A 14,972-nucleotide genomic window follows, 5' to 3' on the forward strand; every position below is an offset into this window, starting at 1 on the left:
TGGCGGCGACCGGGCGGGCGCGTCGCCCGCGGCGTCCCCGTTCAATGGCGCCGTTCGGCGGCGCTCTGGTTCCTGTCGCTTATCGCCGGAGATTTCCCGCGGCGGCCGGGACGAAAAGGGCGGGGAACCGATCGGCGCCCCGCCCTTTTTGCGTCAGATCAGCTTCGCGAGCGCGACCGAGGTGTCGCTCATGCGGTTCGAGAAGCCCCACTCGTTGTCGTACCAGGCCATGACGCGGACGAAGGTGCCGTCGAGCACCTTGGTCTGGTCGATGGCGAAGGTCGAGGAATGGGCGTCGTGGTTGAAGTCGATCGAGACGTTCGGCAGCGTGGTGTAGCCGAGGATGCCCTTGAGCGGGCCTTCGGCCGCCGCCTTCACGGCCGCGTTGATCTCGTCCTTCGTGGTGGCGCGCTTGGCCACGAACTTGAAGTCGATCACCGAGACGTTCGGGGTCGGCACGCGGATCGAGGTGCCGTCGAGCTTGCCGTTGAGCTCCGGCAGCACGAGGCCGACGGCCTTCGCCGCGCCGGTCGAGGTCGGGATCATCGACAGGGCCGCCGCGCGGGCGCGGTAGAGGTCCTTGTGCATCTGATCGAGCGACGGCTGGTCGTTCGTGTAGGAGTGCACCGTCGTCATGAAGCCCTTCTCGATGCCGACGGCATCGTTGAGCACCTTGGCGACCGGGGCGAGGCAGTTCGTCGTGCACGAGGCGTTCGAGATGACCAGGTGATCCTTGGTCAGCTTGTCGTGGTTGACGCCGTAGACGACGGTGAGGTCGGCGCCGTCGGAGGGCGCCGAGACGATGACGCGGTGGGCGCCGGCGGTGAGGTGCGCGGCCGCCTTGTCGCGGGCGGTGAAGATGCCCGTGCACTCGAGCGCGATGTCGACGCCGAGCTCCTTGTGGGGGAGCGTCGCCGGGTCCTTCACCGCGGTCACCTTGATCTTGCCGCGGCCGACATCGATCGTGTCGCCGTCCACCACGACCTCGTGGGGGAAGCGGCCGTGGACGGAATCGAAGCGCAGGAGATGCGCATTCGTCTCCACCGGGCCGAGATCGTTGATCGCCACCACCTCGATGTCGGTGCGGCCCGATTCAACGATCGCGCGCAGCACGTTACGCCCGATGCGGCCGAAGCCGTTGATCGCCACGCGAACAGCCATATTGGATCTCCGTTCCCTGTCGCTTGAGGGCCGAAGGGTCGCATTGGGCTGCGGCGCCCCGGTCCGTTCCTACGGTCAAAGGCGAAGCCCGCGGTCAAGCCGCCGCGGGCTCCGTCGTCGGATCACAGTCCGAGTTTGGCGGCGCGGGCCTTCGCGGCGTCCGCAACCGCTTCGGCGGTGATGCCGAAATGCTTGTAGAGCACCTCGATCGGCGCGCTGGCGCCGAAGCTCGACATGCCGATGAAGGGGCCGTCGCCGATGAAGCGGTCCCAGCCCATGCGGATCGCGGCCTCGACCGCGACCTTCACCGGCGCGGTGCCGAGCACCGAGGCCTTATACTCGTCCGACTGCTTCTCGAAGAGCTCGAACGAGGGCACCGAGACGATGCGGGTCGGCCAGCCGGCCTCGTCGAGCAACGCCTTGGCGGCGACCGCGATCGCGACCTCCGAACCGGTGGCGAAGATCGACACCTTCGCCTCGCCCGAGGCCGGACGGATCTCGTAGGCGCCGCGCGCCGACAGGTTCTCGTCCACGTGCTCGGTGCGCAGCGTCGGCAGGTTCTGCCGCGACAAAGCGAGCAGCGACGGACCGGTGCGGTGCTCGAGGGCGAGCTGCCAGGCTTCCGCGACCTCGACCGCGTCGGCCGGGCGCAGCACCAGCGTGTTCGGAATGGCGCGCAGCGAGGCGAGGTGCTCGACCGGCTGATGGGTCGGGCCGTCCTCACCGAGGCCGATGGAATCGTGGGTGAAGACGTGGATCACCCGGATGCCCATCAAGGCGGCGAGGCGGATCGACGGACGGCAATAATCCGAGAAGATCAGGAAGCCGCCCGAATAGGGGATCAACCCGCCGTGCAGCGCGATGCCGTTCATGGCGGCGGCCATGCCGTGCTCGCGAATGCCCCAGTTGACGAAGGTGCCGGAATAGTCGCCGGGCACCACGCCCTTCTGGCTCTTGGTGCGGGTCAGGTTCGAGTGGGTCAGGTCGGCGGAGCCGCCGATCATCTCGGGCACGACGGCGTTGACGACCTCGAGCGCCATCTCGGACGACTTGCGGCTCGCGACGTTCGGCTTGTCGGCCGACAGGCGGGCCTTGTAGGCGCGGATCGCCTCGTCGAAGCCGGCCGGCAGGTCGCCGCGGATGCGGCGGTCGAACTCGGCGCGCTCGTCGGCGGGCAGGGCGCGGTAGCGACGCTCCCATTCCTTGCGGGCGTCGACCGAGCGCTGGCCGGCGGCGCGCCAAGCCTCGAGGATCTCGGCCGGCACCTCGAACGGACCGGCGGTCCAGCCGTAGGAGGCGCGGGCGGCGGCCACTTCCTCGGCCCCGAGCGGGGCGCCGTGGGCGGCCGCGGTGCCGGCCTTCTTCGGCGAGCCGAAGCCGATCACGGTGCGGCAGGCGATCAGGGTCGGCTTGCCGGTGGTCTCTGCCCACTCGATGGTCTTGAGGATCTCTGCGATGTCGTAGCCGTCGATCCGGGTCGCGGCCCAGCCGGCCGCCTCGAAGCGCTTCAGCGTATCGGTCGAGTCCGCGAGGCTCGTCGGTCCGTCGATCGAGATGTGGTTATCGTCGTAGAGGACGATCATCCGCGACAGGTTGAGATGGCCGGCGATCGAGATCGCCTCGTGGCTGATGCCTTCCATCAGGTCGCCGTCACCGCACAGCACGAAGGTGCGATGATCGATCAGGTCGCTGCCGAACTGGGCGTTCATGAGACGCTCGGCGAGCGCCATGCCGACGGCGGTCGCGATGCCCTGGCCGAGCGGACCCGTGGTCGTCTCGATGCCGGCGGCGTGGCCATATTCCGGGTGGCCGGCGGCGGCCGAGCCGAGCTGGCGGAAGTTCTCGATCGCCTCGAGCGTCATATCCTCGTAGCCGAGGAGAAAGAGCAGCGAATAGAGCAGCATCGAGCCGTGGCCGGCCGACAGCACGAAGCGGTCGCGGTTCGGCCAGTGCGGGGCAGACGGATCGAACCGCAGCACCTGGGTGAACAGGGTGGTGGCGATGTCCGCCGTGCCCATCGGCAGGCCCGGATGCCCCGACTTCGCCTTCTCCACCGCATCGATGGAAAGCACACGGATGGCGTTGGCCATCTGGGTCTGCATCTTGAGGTCGATCATGGGTCCGCTCGCGACTTGGCCGCGCGGCACGGAGCAAGGCCCCAGGCGCGACGGCAGGTGGGGGAACAGAACGACCGCCAGTTAGGGCGCGCGGGGGAAATGACCGCGACGCCGGGGGGCGGCCGACGGATTCGGCGCCTTGGACATAGCAGGTCGCCGAGGCGAGTCAACGCGCCGCGGCGGCACCTTGCCCCCGCCTAACCCCCGCGCCGGGCTCGCGTTCCACCCTCTTTACGGCCTGAGGAGCGCTCCGCAGCGAGCGCCCTCTCGACCGGGGAAACGACTAGCCCTAAGTTGACCAAAGAGAATCAGCCCCACCTCGTGTGGCGGACAGCGCGGAAAGGTCGGGATGGGGGATAGGCCGAGCATCGATGCCAGCCTCGCCCGGTTGCTGGCGGTGATCGATCGCCTCGAGGCCGTCGCCGAGCGGCGCGGTCAGAGCGATCGCGCGTCGAGCGTCCTGGAAGACGAGCTGCACCGGCTCGAGGACGACCGTTCGCGCCTCGCCCAGACGCTCGATCAGGCGGAAGCCCGCTCGGCGCGGCTCGAGGAGACGAACCGCGAGGTGTCGCGCCGTCTGGTCGCGGCGATGGAGTCGATCCGCGGCGTGCTGGAGCGCCACGGCGGCTGAGCGGCCTGGCGTCCCCCGCGCGTCCCTCGGGATGTGCGAACCGTGCCGTGCCCTTGAAAGGACCCGCAGTAGAGACCCATGGCCCAGGTCAACGTCAGCATCAACGGTCGCAATTACCGCATGGCCTGCGACGACGGCGAGGAGGAACGCCTCCTCGCCCTCGGGCGGCGGTTCGACGAGTGCATCCAGCAATTGCGCGGCGGCTTCGGCGAGATCGGCGATCAGCGGCTCACCGTGATGGCCGGGGTGATGATGGCCGACCGCCTCAACGAGGCGGAGGCGACCATCAAGGCGCTCCAGGCCGAAGTCGCGGGCTTGCGCGATTCCCGCGCGGCGATCGCGACCCGCGCCGACGAGGTCGAAGCCTCGATGGCCCAGAAGATCGATCAGGTCGCCGAGCGGCTCGAAGCGCTCGCCAACGTGCTGGTGCCGCAGAGCCTCTCCTGAGGCCGCGGCGGCTCAATCCGTTTCTTCATTGCCGGAAAGACCGAAGCCCCGCAGCGCGGCGGCGAGCGTCGCCTGCTGCCGGTGCACCCGGTTGACGGGGCGCACCGCCGGCGTCGTCCAGCCGCGCACTCGCTCGGCGGCGGCCGGGGTCAGATCGCCGCTCGCCGCGAGCGCGGCACCCAAGGCGCGGATCGCCATCCGGTCGAGTTCCAGCGCCGCGCGATCGCGATCCTCCCCCGGCGGCAGCGCGGCGAGCGCATTGCGGCGGGCGATGATCGCGTCGAAACTCGGCTCGAGGTTCTTCGGCATCGGGGTCCGTGGAGGGGCGTCCGGCGGCACCGGGTACGCCCCTCAGGCTTGGTCGTTGAAACGGCGGTGGACGGCACGTCACGCAGACGCGCAGGGGGCCGGCACGACCGCGCGAGCCTCGATGTCGCACCCCCGGCGCGGCCGCTCAAGAGGTGGTTTTCGGCGGGCGGCGCGGCGAGCGCGGGGATAACGTGGATAGCGTGGATAAGTGAGCCGCGTGAGGCGCCCGCGCGCGGCGAACCGCAACGGTGGCCGGAGCGGCGCGGCCCGGACGAGTTCCCTGTCGACGGCCCTTCGTCTCTCCGTGACCGCCGCGTCCCGCGGTCCCGAGCGAACCCTAGCGCCGGAACAGCGCGTTCGCAGCATCCTCGACGCTGCGCCTTCCCGCGATCGCCGCCTCGACGCGGGCGATCTCGGCCCTGAGGCGTTCGACCCGGCCTTCGAGCTCGGCGACGGAGAGGCGCGACAGATCCTCCCCCAGCGTCTCGGTGGTGGGCTTCGGCCGCGGGGCCAGCTCGTCGTCGCGCATCGGGGCTCGCTTCCTCGGTTGACCAGGATCAGTGTAGGCGAAGCGGGCGCGTTCACAAGATCGGGCGCGTCGCCGCCCGCCCTGTCGGGGCGTGCCGCCCGGACGTAAAGTCGGGCGCAGGATCGGCGGCAGATCGATCGGGTCCCGCGCCGCGTGCCGCGGCCGGGACGGGCGTCCGCGAGGACGCGGCAGGGAGGACACATCATGACCAGCGCTTCCGCGTCCGATGCGGCGCACGACACCGTGCTCGATCCGGCCCCGCTCGCCGTCGGCGGCACCATGCGGGTCGTCGGCTGTCCCCGGCCGGGCGGTCCCGAGGCGCTGATCCTGGAGCGCCGGCCGCTGCCCCGTCCGGGGCCGCGCGAAGTCCTCGTCCGCGTCCGGGCCGCGGGCGTCAACCGGCCTGACGTCAGCCAGCGCCGCGGCGGCTATCCGCCGCCGAAGGGCGTCACCGACATTCCGGGGCTCGAGATCGCCGGCGAGGTGGTCGCGCTGGGGCTCGAGGCGGAGCGCTGGCGGATCGGCGATCGGGTGACGGCGCTCGTGCCCGGCGGCGGCTATGCGGAATATTGTCCCGTTGATTGGTCGAATGCCCTGCCGGTGCCGAACGGGCTCTCCTTCATCGAGGCGGCGGCGCTGCCAGAAACCTTCTTCACCGTGTGGACCAACGTGTTCGATCGCGGCCGGCTCGCGGCGGGCGAAGTCCTTCTCGTCCACGGCGGCACCTCGGGCATCGGCACCGCCGCGATCATGCTCGGCACGGCGTTCGGCGCCCGGGTGATCGCGACCGCCGGCTCGCCGGAGAAGTGCAAGGCCTGCCGCGATCTCGGGGCCGACCTCGCGATCGATTATCACAAGAGCGATTTCGTCGAGGTGGTGAAGGAAGCGACCGGCGGGCACGGCGCCGACGTCATCCTCGACATGGTCGGCGGCTCCTATGTGGAGCGCAATTGGCAGGCGGCGGCGGTCGAGGGGCGCATCCTCCAGATCGCCAATCTCGGCGGCGCCGCGAGCCAGCTCGACTTCACCCGGCTGATGGTGAAGCGCCTCACCCACACCGGTTCGACGCTGCGCCCCCGCGACGTCGCCTTCAAGGCGGCGATCGCCCGGGCCCTGGAGGAGAAGGTGTGGCCGCTGATCGAGGCCGGCACCATCCGCCCCGTCATCCACAAGACCTTCCCCCTGACCGACGCCTGCGCCGCCCACGGCCTGATGGAGACCTCCACCCACATCGGCAAGATCATGCTGGAGGTGGGGTGAGGCAATAGACAGGCATCTGCGCTGGTCGACTGGCGCGCGCCGATGATGAGCGGCAGATCGCTTGGCCTTTGACTTAGCCGGCAATCGAGACGCCGCGCATTTCCGCCCACCTTCCCGTTTGCCACCGGCCGCGGGGGCGCCTATAATAAGCGTCTTCCCCATACGATCGGCGTTCGGAGAAGGGCTCTGGCGGAGGATATCCGTCGGGCGCGTACCAGGAGGATTTTGACCGATGGCAGCCACCGCGCCGCTGATGCCCAAGGCGACCGCCGTTTGGCTCGTCGAGAACACCGCACTCTCGTTCGAGCAGATCGCCGCGTTCTGCAAGCTGCACCCCCTCGAGGTGAAGGCGATCGCCGATGGCGAGGCCGCACAGGGGATCAAGGGTCTCGACCCGATCCTGACCGGCCAGCTCACCCGTGAGGAGATCGATCGCGCCCAGAACGATCGCGCCCACCGCCTCCGCCTCGCCGACCCGAAGGTGCGTGTGCCGGAGAGCCGTCGCCGCGGGCCGCGCTACACCCCGGTTTCCAAGCGCCAGGATCGTCCGAACGCGATCCTCTGGCTGCTGCGCAACCATCCGGAACTGAAAGACGCGCAGATCATGCGCCTCGTCGGCACCACCAAGTCGACGATCGCCTCGATCCGCGAGCGCACCCACTGGAACGCGCAGCACCTGACCCCGATGGATCCGGTGACGCTCGGCCTGTGCAGCCAGATCGAACTCGATCTCGAGGTCGAGAAGGGCTCCAAGGGGGCGCCGCGCCGCGAGGAGGACGAAGGCCTTGGCACGCTCCTTCCCGTCGAGGAGACGACGGCGCCGGAAGTCCTGTCCAGCCTCAGCCGCCCGACCCCCGTCTCGTCGCGCAACGAGGAAGAGATCGACGCGGAGGCCGTGTTCGCCAAGCTGAACGCCATGAAGCGTGCGCCGAGCGAAGAGGACGAAGACGAACTCTGAGGCATCCCCTCCCTTCTCCCCGAGGGGGAGAAGGAGGCGGCGGCGCCTGGGCGTGTCGGCCCGACAAAGATCTCCCTCGCGGGCCCGGATTTCCGGGCCCGTTGTCTTAAGAAGTCCCGATCGAGGGGCGACGGGCGGCACCACCGATGAACTATCGCCACGCCTTCCACGCCGGCAATTTCGGCGACGTCGTCAAGCACGCCGTCCTCGCCCGTATCCTGACCTATCTCGCCCGCAAGGACGCGCCGTTCCGGGTCATCGACACCCACGCCGGGATCGGCCTCTACGACCTTTCCTCCGACGAGGCCGAGCGCACCGGCGAGTGGCGCGACGGCATCGGCCGGGTGCTCGAGGCGGAACGGCCGGCGGAGATCGAGGACCTGCTCGCGCCGTGGCTCGACGTCGTCGCCGCGCTGAACCCGGACGGTACGCTGCTCTCCTATCCGGGCTCGCCCGTCCTCGCCCGCCGCCTGCTGCGCCGCCAGGACCGGCTGACCGCGGTGGAACTGCATCCGCTCGATTCGCAGGTGCTCGCCCACGTCTTCGCCGGCGACCGCCACGCCAAGGTGGTTGAACTCGACGGCTGGCTCGCCCTCGGCTCGTTCGTGCCGCCGAAGGAGGGGCGCGGCCTCGTCGTGGTCGATCCTGCCTTCGAGGTGCCGGGCGAGATGGAACGCCTCGGCGACGGCCTCGCCCGGGCGCTGAAGCGCTGGCCGACCGGCGTTTATGTCGGCTGGTATCCGATCAAGTCGATGGGCCGCGTCGATGCGATGCACAAATCGCTGCTGGCCGCCGGTGCCACCAGCCTCGTCGCGATCGACCTGTGGGTCCGCCGGGTCACCGAGGACGGGCCGTTGCCGGGCGCCGGCCTCGTCGTCATCAACCCGCCGTGGACCCTCGCCGACGAGATGGACCGGCTGATGCCCTGGTTCTCGGCGATCCTCGCTCAGGGGGAGGGGCCGGCTGGCGGGTCACCCGCCTCGCCGAGCGCTGAGGCCTCCTATCACGGACCCGCGCGGGGTCCGAAAAGAGGCGCAAGTGTGGCCCGCGCGTCCTTGACCGTCCCGCGACGCTCCCGCATGGTCTCGTCGATCATCTCGGGAGTTGTCGTCATGTCCGTTCGTCGCACCCTGAAGGCCGTCTCGGCCGCCGCGCTTCTCGCTTTGTCGATCGTGCCGGCTTCGGCCGCCGATCCGGCCCTGGGCGAGCCCGCCGCGACGTCCGCGACCCAGAATGCGGTGCCCGCCTGCGACGACACCGGTATCCAGCAGGCCGTGGCGCGTCGCATCGCGCGGGCCGACAAGAGCTATTATGGCGGGATCGTCATTCAGAGCGCCGACCGGGTCGTCCAGACCGGCTACAGCGTGAACCAGCCGAGCACCTATGCGCGGCGTTATTGCTCGGCCCACGTCGTGCTCTCGAACGGCAGCACCGACGAGGCCTTCTATTCGATCTCGCAGAATCAGGGCTTCGTCGGCGTGAGCTGGAACGTCGATGTCTGCCTCGCCGGCCTCGATCATTATCGCGTCTACGACGGCGCCTGCCGCGACACCAAGCCCGCGCCGTCACGCTGAGCGACGGACGACGGCGGCGCCTCGCCACGGCCCGGCCGCCCGTCGGCCGGCCCATTGAAGGGGGAGGGGGCATGCGTCGTCTTGCGCGCAAGGCGGGATCGTCGATTCGGTCCATCATGAATTTAGATCGCCCGCTGCGGGCCGCGCTCGTGGCGGTCGCGTGCCTATCGGCGGGTCTCGTCTCGGCCGGGATCGTCTCGACCGAGTTTCTGTCGTCGATCTCCCAGCCCGCAGCGGCGCAGGACGAAAGCGCGCAGGACGCGGGTCCTTCGAACGCCGCGCCGGCGGCGGGGAGCGCGCAGCAGGCCCGCGCGCCGAGCGGCGGCACGCCCGGCGCCTTCGATTTCTATGTGCTCTCGCTGTCGTGGTCGCCGACCTATTGCGCGCGGGCGCGGGAGGGCGACGCCCTGCAATGCGCCGCCGCGCGACCGTTCGCGTTCGTCGTCCACGGGCTGTGGCCGCAATATGAGCACGGCTATCCTTCGTCCTGCGAGGTTCCGCCGCCGCCGATCTCGAACGCGGTCGTCGACGGCATGCTCGACGTGATGCCGAGCCGGGGCCTCGTCCGCCACGAATGGGACAAGCACGGCACCTGTGACGGCGAGGACCCCGCGGGCTATTTCGCCAAGGTGCGGGCGGCTTTCGCGGCGGTGCACATCCCGCCCGCCTATGCGAGCGCGGACGCGGCCTCACGGGCGGCGCCGAAGGACATCGAGGCAGCCTTCATCGCGGCCAATCCGGGCCTGAAGGCGGACGGCATTGCCGTGCTCTGCCGCGGCCGCCGCCTCAGCGAGGTGCGCGTCTGCCTCGACAAGTCGCTCGGCTTCCGCGCCTGCCCCGAGGTCGATCGGGCGGCCTGCCGGGCCGATCAGGTCAACATCCCCGCTGCCCGCGGCGGCTGATTTTCGCGACACCACCTTCGAAACGAAAGACGCCGCCGTGGCGACCACGGCGGCGTCTTTGTTGTTTGGTCGTCAGCGCGGCTCGATCGAGGCGCCGGGCCGGATCAGGCGGCGAGCTTGACGTCCTTGAGCGCCTTCTCGAACACGCCCTTGAACGGCGCGCCGCTCTCGGTCGCGAGCTTGGTGGCGAGCTCCTGGAAGCCCTTCGCCTGGGTCGAGATGGCTTCGAACTGCTTGCTCGCGAAGGCGGTCTGCAGCTCGAGGGCCTCCGACACCGACTTCGCGGCGAGGAATTCCTTGAAGAACGCGAAGGTCGCGTCGGTGTTGGTCTTGGCCGCGTCGAGCGCCTGGATGTTGAAGTCGATCACGCCCTTGCGGGAGGTCTCGTAGGCGTCCTCGAGGGCGTCGGTCGCCTCTTCGGCCGCGGTCTTCATCTTCGCGTAGGCTTCCTTCGCCTGGGCGACGCTCTTCTCCGCGAACTCGCGGACGACGGCCGGAACTTCGACGTTCGGCACGGTGAACGGATCGGCCGGGAGGGCGGCGATGGTCTTCTTGACGGCGCGCGTGGCGGGCTTCTCGGTCATCTTAGGCTCCATGAGCGGCAACGCGGCTCTGACAACACGCCGCATTCGGCCGGTGGTTTCAGCGGTGCCGGATCGGGTCCGGCGACCGTACGCATGGGCGCAGCGCAACGAGCGCCGCTTGATGAAGCGAACCATAAAATAGGGTCTTGTGCATTGCAACATCTTTTTTGCAACGCACAAGTTTCGCCCGAGAGGGCCGCGAAGATGGCTCAGGCGGCGGAAGCCGGCGGGACCTCTTCGGCGGCCGCGGTGACCACCGCTTCGGCTTCCTCCACGGCCGCCGACGCTTGGTCGGCGGCCGTGTCGGCGGCGCGGGTGCCGGCGCGCACCAGATCGCCGCCCGCCGCCGCCGCGGCCTCGCCGAGGCTGCGCGCCTGCTCGCTGAAGGCCTGGGCGCGGCCGGTCAGAAACTCGCTGTGCAGCCGCACCAGATCCTCGACGCTCGCCGCGAGGGCGAGGCTCTGGGCGAAGGCGAAGGTCGCCGAGACGTTGTCCTCTGCGACGCCGATCAGTTGCCGGCTGAGCGCGGCGGCGCCCTGGCGGGCATTCTGCGACTGCTCCTCGACCGACGTGACCGTCTTGCGGGCCACGCCGATCAGTTCGTCGAAGGCCTGACGGGCCTGCTCGACACCCTCGACGGCGAGGGTGCGGATCTGCTCGGGAAATTCGTATTCGCCAATCTTGGTCATCGCGACACTCCATCGGGATCGGGTCGGATTCGGGGATCGGTCGGGGCCGGGCGGAACCGGCGGCGAACAGGACCACCGGTGTGGGCGCTCGTGGCGGCGGCGACGGATCATCTTCGCATCCGTCATTGTCTCGTTAACGACAAGACGGATCAATCCCGCGTCAGATGCGGCCCGCGGTGGACCGCCGGCCCGGCGGCGACTAAAGTTCGTCCAGTTCCGTAAGGACTTGACGGCGGTCGCCGGCCGCCGAGCCCCGCCGGTGTTCCGTGTCCGCGCATTGGTGGCAATCCGGGGAGCGACCCCTCTTGTGACGACCCCTCTGGCAGGAACCCTCCAGGGATATCTCGCCTTGTCGGCGCAGCCGGCCGTCTGCGACCTCGTCGCCGACCCGCGGATGGCGCTCGTGGTCGATCGCACCGGCGAACGCACGCTCTGGCTCAATGCCGCCGCCGCCCGGTTCTGCCGCGTCGAACGACCGTTCGACGCCGCGCCGTCGGCGCGGCTGAATGCGGTGCGCGCCGCGCTCGCCGACCATGTCCAGGCCCGCTATGTGCCGCGCCAGGGGCTGGTGCGGCTCAGGGTCTTTCTCGATTTTCGCCCCGTCTGGCTGATGTGCCGGATCGATCCGATCAGCCTGCCGGGCGGCGAGCCCGGCCTTCTCGCCCTCGTCGAAGACCCTGTGCCGTCGGGGCTCGAGAAGCTACAGGCCCGGATCGAGGCGGTCTGCCGGCTCGTCGCTCACGACGGGCTCGCCTTCGTCGCCGATTCCGGCAATGGCATCGCCGCCAGCGCCGGAGATGAGTCCCTCGCCGAGGTGGCCGGTGGCCTCGAAGCGGTGGTTCGCGCGGTGCGTGGCGACGGCGCGGTCTTCCGCGCCGGCTTTGCGCGGCCCGTCACGCTCGATCTGCCGGGCGTCGGGCTGACCTTGTTCGTGATGACGCGGGGCGAGGACGCGGACACGCCGGACGAGGCGACCGTCGCGGAACCGGAGCCGATCGCCGCCGCCGAGCCCGTGGCCGCCGCAGAGCCGGCCCGGCCTGCAATGCGGCCTCGCCGTTTCTCCTGGCAGAGCGACGCCCACGGCCGCTTCGGCTTCCTCTCCCATGAACTGTCGGAGGTCGTCGGCGTGCCGGCGGAAGCCCTGCGCGGGCGCACCCTCGCCGAGATCGCCGCCGCGTATGGTCTCGTCGGCGCCGATGCCGTGATCGAGGCTTTCGCCAGCCACGCGACCTGGAGCGGCTTCAGCGTGCGCTGGCCGCGTGCGGACGGCAGCTTGGTGCCGATCGATCTCGCCGGCCTCTCCGTCTACGAGGCCGACGGGGCCTTCAAGGGCTTCCGCGGTTTCGGCGTCATCCGTTTCACCGGCGCCGCCGCTACGGCCGTGTCGCCCGCGGCCGAGAGGCGTCCACCGGCCGCACCGGTGGCAACGCCTGCGATGGAGGTCCCCGTGGAATCCGTCGTGACATCGGCCATGGAGCCGACAATGGCCGCGATGCCCGCCGCGACCGAACCTGCCGCCGCTCCGCAGAGCCCCGACGCGCCGCCGCGCCAGCCGGTTCGCGAGACGGAGCCGGAACTCCGGGTCGAGCCGGGTCGCGACGCGCATCTCTCCGGCGACGCGGAGGCCGGCGAGGACGCCGGCGCGCAGGAGGCCGCGGAGGCCGCCGCGACGACGGATTCCGACTTTATGACCGACGGCCTTTGGAGCGACGCCGCCGAGGAGGCCGGGTTCGAGACCGGCATCTTCGCGCTCGGGGCGTTCGAGCACGGCGTCTTCGCGCGCCGCCCGCTCGATCTCACCGGGGCCGACGCGCCGGCGTTCGACCTCGACGAGCCCGTGGACATCGTCTCGGCCGAGATCCCGGCCGCCGATGCGGTAGCGGGGGAGCCCGTCTTCATCGACCCCGAAACGGATGCGGTCTTCCCCGACCCGGTCGAGCCGTCCGCGGGAGCCGGGGACGCCGCTGTGTCCGAGGCCACGGCCCCCCTGATGCCCGCCGCCCCCGATCCGGAGCGGCCGAGCCCGAAGGTCGTGCCGATGCCCGGCCTCGCGACGCCGCCCCCCGAGCCCTCCGGCACCGCCCTGTCGCGCCCGGAATGGGAGGCCTTCCGCCTGATTGCCGCCGCCCTCGGCGCCCGCTTCGAGGGCGACGATGCGGAGGCCGAGGCGGAGGCCGACGAGCCGGAGACGCTCTATCCCCTCGGCGAGCCGGCGATCTCTCCCGTGGGACGCCTCGCCGCCAACGACAGCGGGATCGTCGAGGTCGACACCCGTATTCTCGACCGCCTGCCGCTCGGCCTCGTCGCCTGCCGCGGCGCGGCGATCATCTACGCCAATCCCGCCGCGCTGATGCTCGCCGGCTATCCCGATCTCGCCGGCCTCGATGCGGCGGGCGGGCTCGAGGGCCTGTTCGCCGAGCGCTCCGAGCCCGAGGGCGAGCGCCCGGTGACGATCCGGCGCGGCGACGGCCGCCTCGTCGAGGTCGATGCGCGCATGCACTCGGTGCCGTGGGGCGCCGGCCGCGCGCTCCTCGTCGCGCTCCAGAGCCGCGGCGAGTTCCAGGCCGCGGCGCCCGCCGCCCCGGCACCGTCCGATGCGGCCGAGGTGTTCGACGCCATCGCCGACGCCGTCGTGGTGGTGGACCGCGCCGCCGCCATCGTCTCGCTCAACCGCGCGGCGGAGCGTCTGTTCGGCCGCTCCCGCGCCGCGCTCGCCGGCGAATCACTGATGCGCCTCGTCGATCCCGACAGCCACCGCGCCCTGCGCGCCGGCATCGCCGCGGTGATCGACAGCGTGATCCCGACCAATGCCGGGCGCGACATCGAGATCGTCGGCCTTGCGGCGGAGGGCGACGAGATCCCGCTCCAGGTCGGCTTCGGCCGCTACGGGGCGGGCGTCGGTGCCCGCGCCTGCCTCACCTTGCGCGACGTCACGCCGTGGAAGCGCGGCGAGGCGGCGATGGCGGCCATGGCCCGCGCCGCCGAGCGCGCCAGCGCCCAGAAATCCGACTTCCTCGCCCGCATCACCCACGAGATCCGCACCCCGCTCAACGCTATTCTCGGCTTCGCCGAGGTGATGCTGGAAGAGCGCCTCGGACCGATCGGCACGCCGCGCTACCGCGATTATCTCGGCGACATCCACGCCTCGGGCGGGCACATTCTGAGCCTCGTCAACGATCTCCTGAATCTCGCGCGGATCGAGGCGGGCAAGGCCGAGCTCGACCTCCGGCCGGTCGCGCTCGACCAGGCGGTGCGCGATTGCGTCGCCCTGATGCAGCCGCAGGCGAGCGCCGAGCGGGTCATCGTGCGCACCAGCCTCGGTAGCCAGCTCCCCGCCGTGCTGGCGGACGCCCGCTCGATCAAGCAGATCGTGCTGAACCTTCTGTCGAACGCCATCAAGTTCAACATGATCGGCGGACAGGTCATCGTATCGACCACCCGCGACGAGAGCGGCGGCGTCGTGCTGCGCTTCCGCGACACCGGCATCGGCATGGCGGAGGCCGACATTCCCGCGGCGCTCGAGCCGTTCCGCCGTTTGCACCCGACCCACCACGAGGGCACCGGCCTCGGCCTGCCGCTCACCAAGGCGCTGGCGGAAGCGAACGGCGCCACCTTCGCGATCGAATCCGCGCCCAACCAGGGCACCCTCGTCGAGATCCGCTTCCCCGCCGCCCGCCTCGCCGCGGAATAAGGCGGGCCAGGGGTCATTCGCGCGAACCCCACACCCTTTCCGTCGTCATTGCCGGCCTTGTGCCGGCAACCCAGGGGCGGCGGGCTCGGGCTTTGGCGACGGCGTGATCGCGGGCCCTGG

General features: G+C 70.5%; 12 protein-coding genes and 1 pseudogene. 7 read left to right on the plus strand and 6 right to left on the minus strand.

Features of this window, described 5'->3' with window-relative positions:
• Window positions 1-153 precede the first annotated feature (153 nt).
• A complete protein-coding gene (gap, locus tag F0357_RS12195) occupies window positions 154-1,161 on the minus strand; it encodes a type I glyceraldehyde-3-phosphate dehydrogenase (RefSeq protein WP_153481837.1) in 1,008 nt (335 codons plus the stop codon).
• 122 nt (window positions 1,162-1,283) lie between these two features.
• Entirely contained in the window at window positions 1,284-3,278 is a 1,995-nt protein-coding gene (tkt, locus tag F0357_RS12200; protein ID WP_153481844.1) for a transketolase, read from the minus strand.
• A 349-nt stretch (window positions 3,279-3,627) separates the two neighbouring features.
• Between tkt and F0357_RS12205 the strand changes: the two genes are divergently transcribed.
• A complete protein-coding gene (locus F0357_RS12205; protein WP_153481848.1) occupies window positions 3,628-3,909 on the plus strand; it encodes a DUF4164 domain-containing protein in 282 nt (93 codons plus the stop codon).
• Window positions 3,910-3,987: 78 nt separating this feature from the next.
• Window positions 3,988-4,356: a cell division protein ZapA gene (locus F0357_RS12210; protein ID WP_153481852.1), complete on the plus strand. Its 369-nt coding sequence runs from the start codon at window positions 3,988-3,990 to the stop codon at window positions 4,354-4,356.
• 12 nt (window positions 4,357-4,368) lie between these two features.
• On the opposite strand, the gene F0357_RS12215 is transcribed toward F0357_RS12210, so the two are convergent.
• Both F0357_RS12215 and F0357_RS12220 read right to left on the minus strand, forming a co-directional pair.
• Window positions 4,369-4,665, minus strand: a complete 297-nt coding sequence (locus F0357_RS12215) for a hypothetical protein (RefSeq protein ID WP_153481856.1) — start codon at window positions 4,663-4,665, stop codon at window positions 4,369-4,371.
• 337 nt (window positions 4,666-5,002) lie between these two features.
• Entirely contained in the window at window positions 5,003-5,194 is a 192-nt protein-coding gene (locus F0357_RS12220) for a DUF1192 domain-containing protein (RefSeq protein WP_153481858.1), read from the minus strand.
• A gap of 279 nt (window positions 5,195-5,473) precedes the next feature.
• On the opposite strand from F0357_RS12220, the gene F0357_RS12225 reads away from it, so the two are divergent.
• The 4 genes and pseudogenes from F0357_RS12225 to F0357_RS12240 all read left to right on the plus strand — a co-directional run bounded on the left by F0357_RS12225 (window position 5,474) and on the right by F0357_RS12240 (window position 9,888).
• A complete protein-coding gene (locus tag F0357_RS12225; RefSeq protein ID WP_153486798.1) occupies window positions 5,474-6,454 on the plus strand; it encodes an NAD(P)H-quinone oxidoreductase in 981 nt (326 codons plus the stop codon).
• A 232-nt stretch (window positions 6,455-6,686) separates the two neighbouring features.
• Window positions 6,687-7,412 (plus strand): DUF1013 domain-containing protein, encoded by a 726-nt coding sequence (locus F0357_RS12230; protein WP_153481861.1) that lies wholly within the window; start codon window positions 6,687-6,689, stop codon window positions 7,410-7,412.
• Window positions 7,413-7,558: 146 nt separating this feature from the next.
• Window positions 7,559-8,380: pseudogene (locus F0357_RS25495) on the plus strand (23S rRNA (adenine(2030)-N(6))-methyltransferase RlmJ); the annotation flags it as partial.
• A 722-nt stretch (window positions 8,381-9,102) separates the two neighbouring features.
• Window positions 9,103-9,888 carry a ribonuclease T2 family protein gene (locus F0357_RS12240; RefSeq protein WP_153481876.1) on the plus strand — a complete coding sequence of 262 codons (786 nt, stop codon included), beginning with the start codon at window positions 9,103-9,105 and terminating at the stop codon, window positions 9,886-9,888.
• A gap of 104 nt (window positions 9,889-9,992) precedes the next feature.
• On the opposite strand, the gene F0357_RS12245 is transcribed toward F0357_RS12240, so the two are convergent.
• Together F0357_RS12245 and F0357_RS12250 are read right to left on the minus strand one after the other, a co-directional pair.
• Complete coding sequence (locus F0357_RS12245; RefSeq protein ID WP_153481884.1) at window positions 9,993-10,472, minus strand: phasin; 480 nt, start codon at window positions 10,470-10,472, stop codon at window positions 9,993-9,995.
• Window positions 10,473-10,681: 209 nt separating this feature from the next.
• Window positions 10,682-11,161, minus strand: a complete 480-nt coding sequence (locus F0357_RS12250) for a phasin family protein (RefSeq protein ID WP_208948308.1) — start codon at window positions 11,159-11,161, stop codon at window positions 10,682-10,684.
• 307 nt (window positions 11,162-11,468) lie between these two features.
• On the opposite strand from F0357_RS12250, the gene F0357_RS25210 reads away from it, so the two are divergent.
• Window positions 11,469-14,852: an ATP-binding protein gene (locus F0357_RS25210; protein ID WP_153481895.1), complete on the plus strand. Its 3,384-nt coding sequence runs from the start codon at window positions 11,469-11,471 to the stop codon at window positions 14,850-14,852.
• Window positions 14,853-14,972: the final 120 nt, after the last annotated feature.

It is taken from the genome of Segnochrobactrum spirostomi (assembly GCF_009600605.1).
Taxonomy (GTDB): Bacteria; Pseudomonadota; Alphaproteobacteria; order Rhizobiales; family Segnochrobactraceae; genus Segnochrobactrum; species Segnochrobactrum spirostomi.

Coding starts and splice junctions, on each gene's coding strand:
- gap (WP_153481837.1), bottom strand. CDS start 1,161: ATGGCTGTTCGCGTGGCGATCAACGGCTTCGGCCGCATCGGGCGTAAC.
- tkt (WP_153481844.1), bottom strand. CDS start 3,278: ATGATCGACCTCAAGATGCAGACCCAGATGGCCAACGCCATCCGTGTG.
- F0357_RS12205 (WP_153481848.1), top strand. CDS start 3,628: ATGGGGGATAGGCCGAGCATCGATGCCAGCCTCGCCCGGTTGCTGGCG.
- F0357_RS12210 (WP_153481852.1), top strand. CDS start 3,988: ATGGCCCAGGTCAACGTCAGCATCAACGGTCGCAATTACCGCATGGCC.
- F0357_RS12215 (WP_153481856.1), bottom strand. CDS start 4,665: ATGCCGAAGAACCTCGAGCCGAGTTTCGACGCGATCATCGCCCGCCGC.
- F0357_RS12220 (WP_153481858.1), bottom strand. CDS start 5,194: ATGCGCGACGACGAGCTGGCCCCGCGGCCGAAGCCCACCACCGAGACG.
- F0357_RS12225 (WP_153486798.1), top strand. CDS start 5,474: ATGCGGGTCGTCGGCTGTCCCCGGCCGGGCGGTCCCGAGGCGCTGATC.
- F0357_RS12230 (WP_153481861.1), top strand. CDS start 6,687: ATGGCAGCCACCGCGCCGCTGATGCCCAAGGCGACCGCCGTTTGGCTC.
- F0357_RS12240 (WP_153481876.1), top strand. CDS start 9,103: ATGAATTTAGATCGCCCGCTGCGGGCCGCGCTCGTGGCGGTCGCGTGC.
- F0357_RS12245 (WP_153481884.1), bottom strand. CDS start 10,472: ATGACCGAGAAGCCCGCCACGCGCGCCGTCAAGAAGACCATCGCCGCC.
- F0357_RS12250 (WP_208948308.1), bottom strand. CDS start 11,161: ATGACCAAGATTGGCGAATACGAATTTCCCGAGCAGATCCGCACCCTC.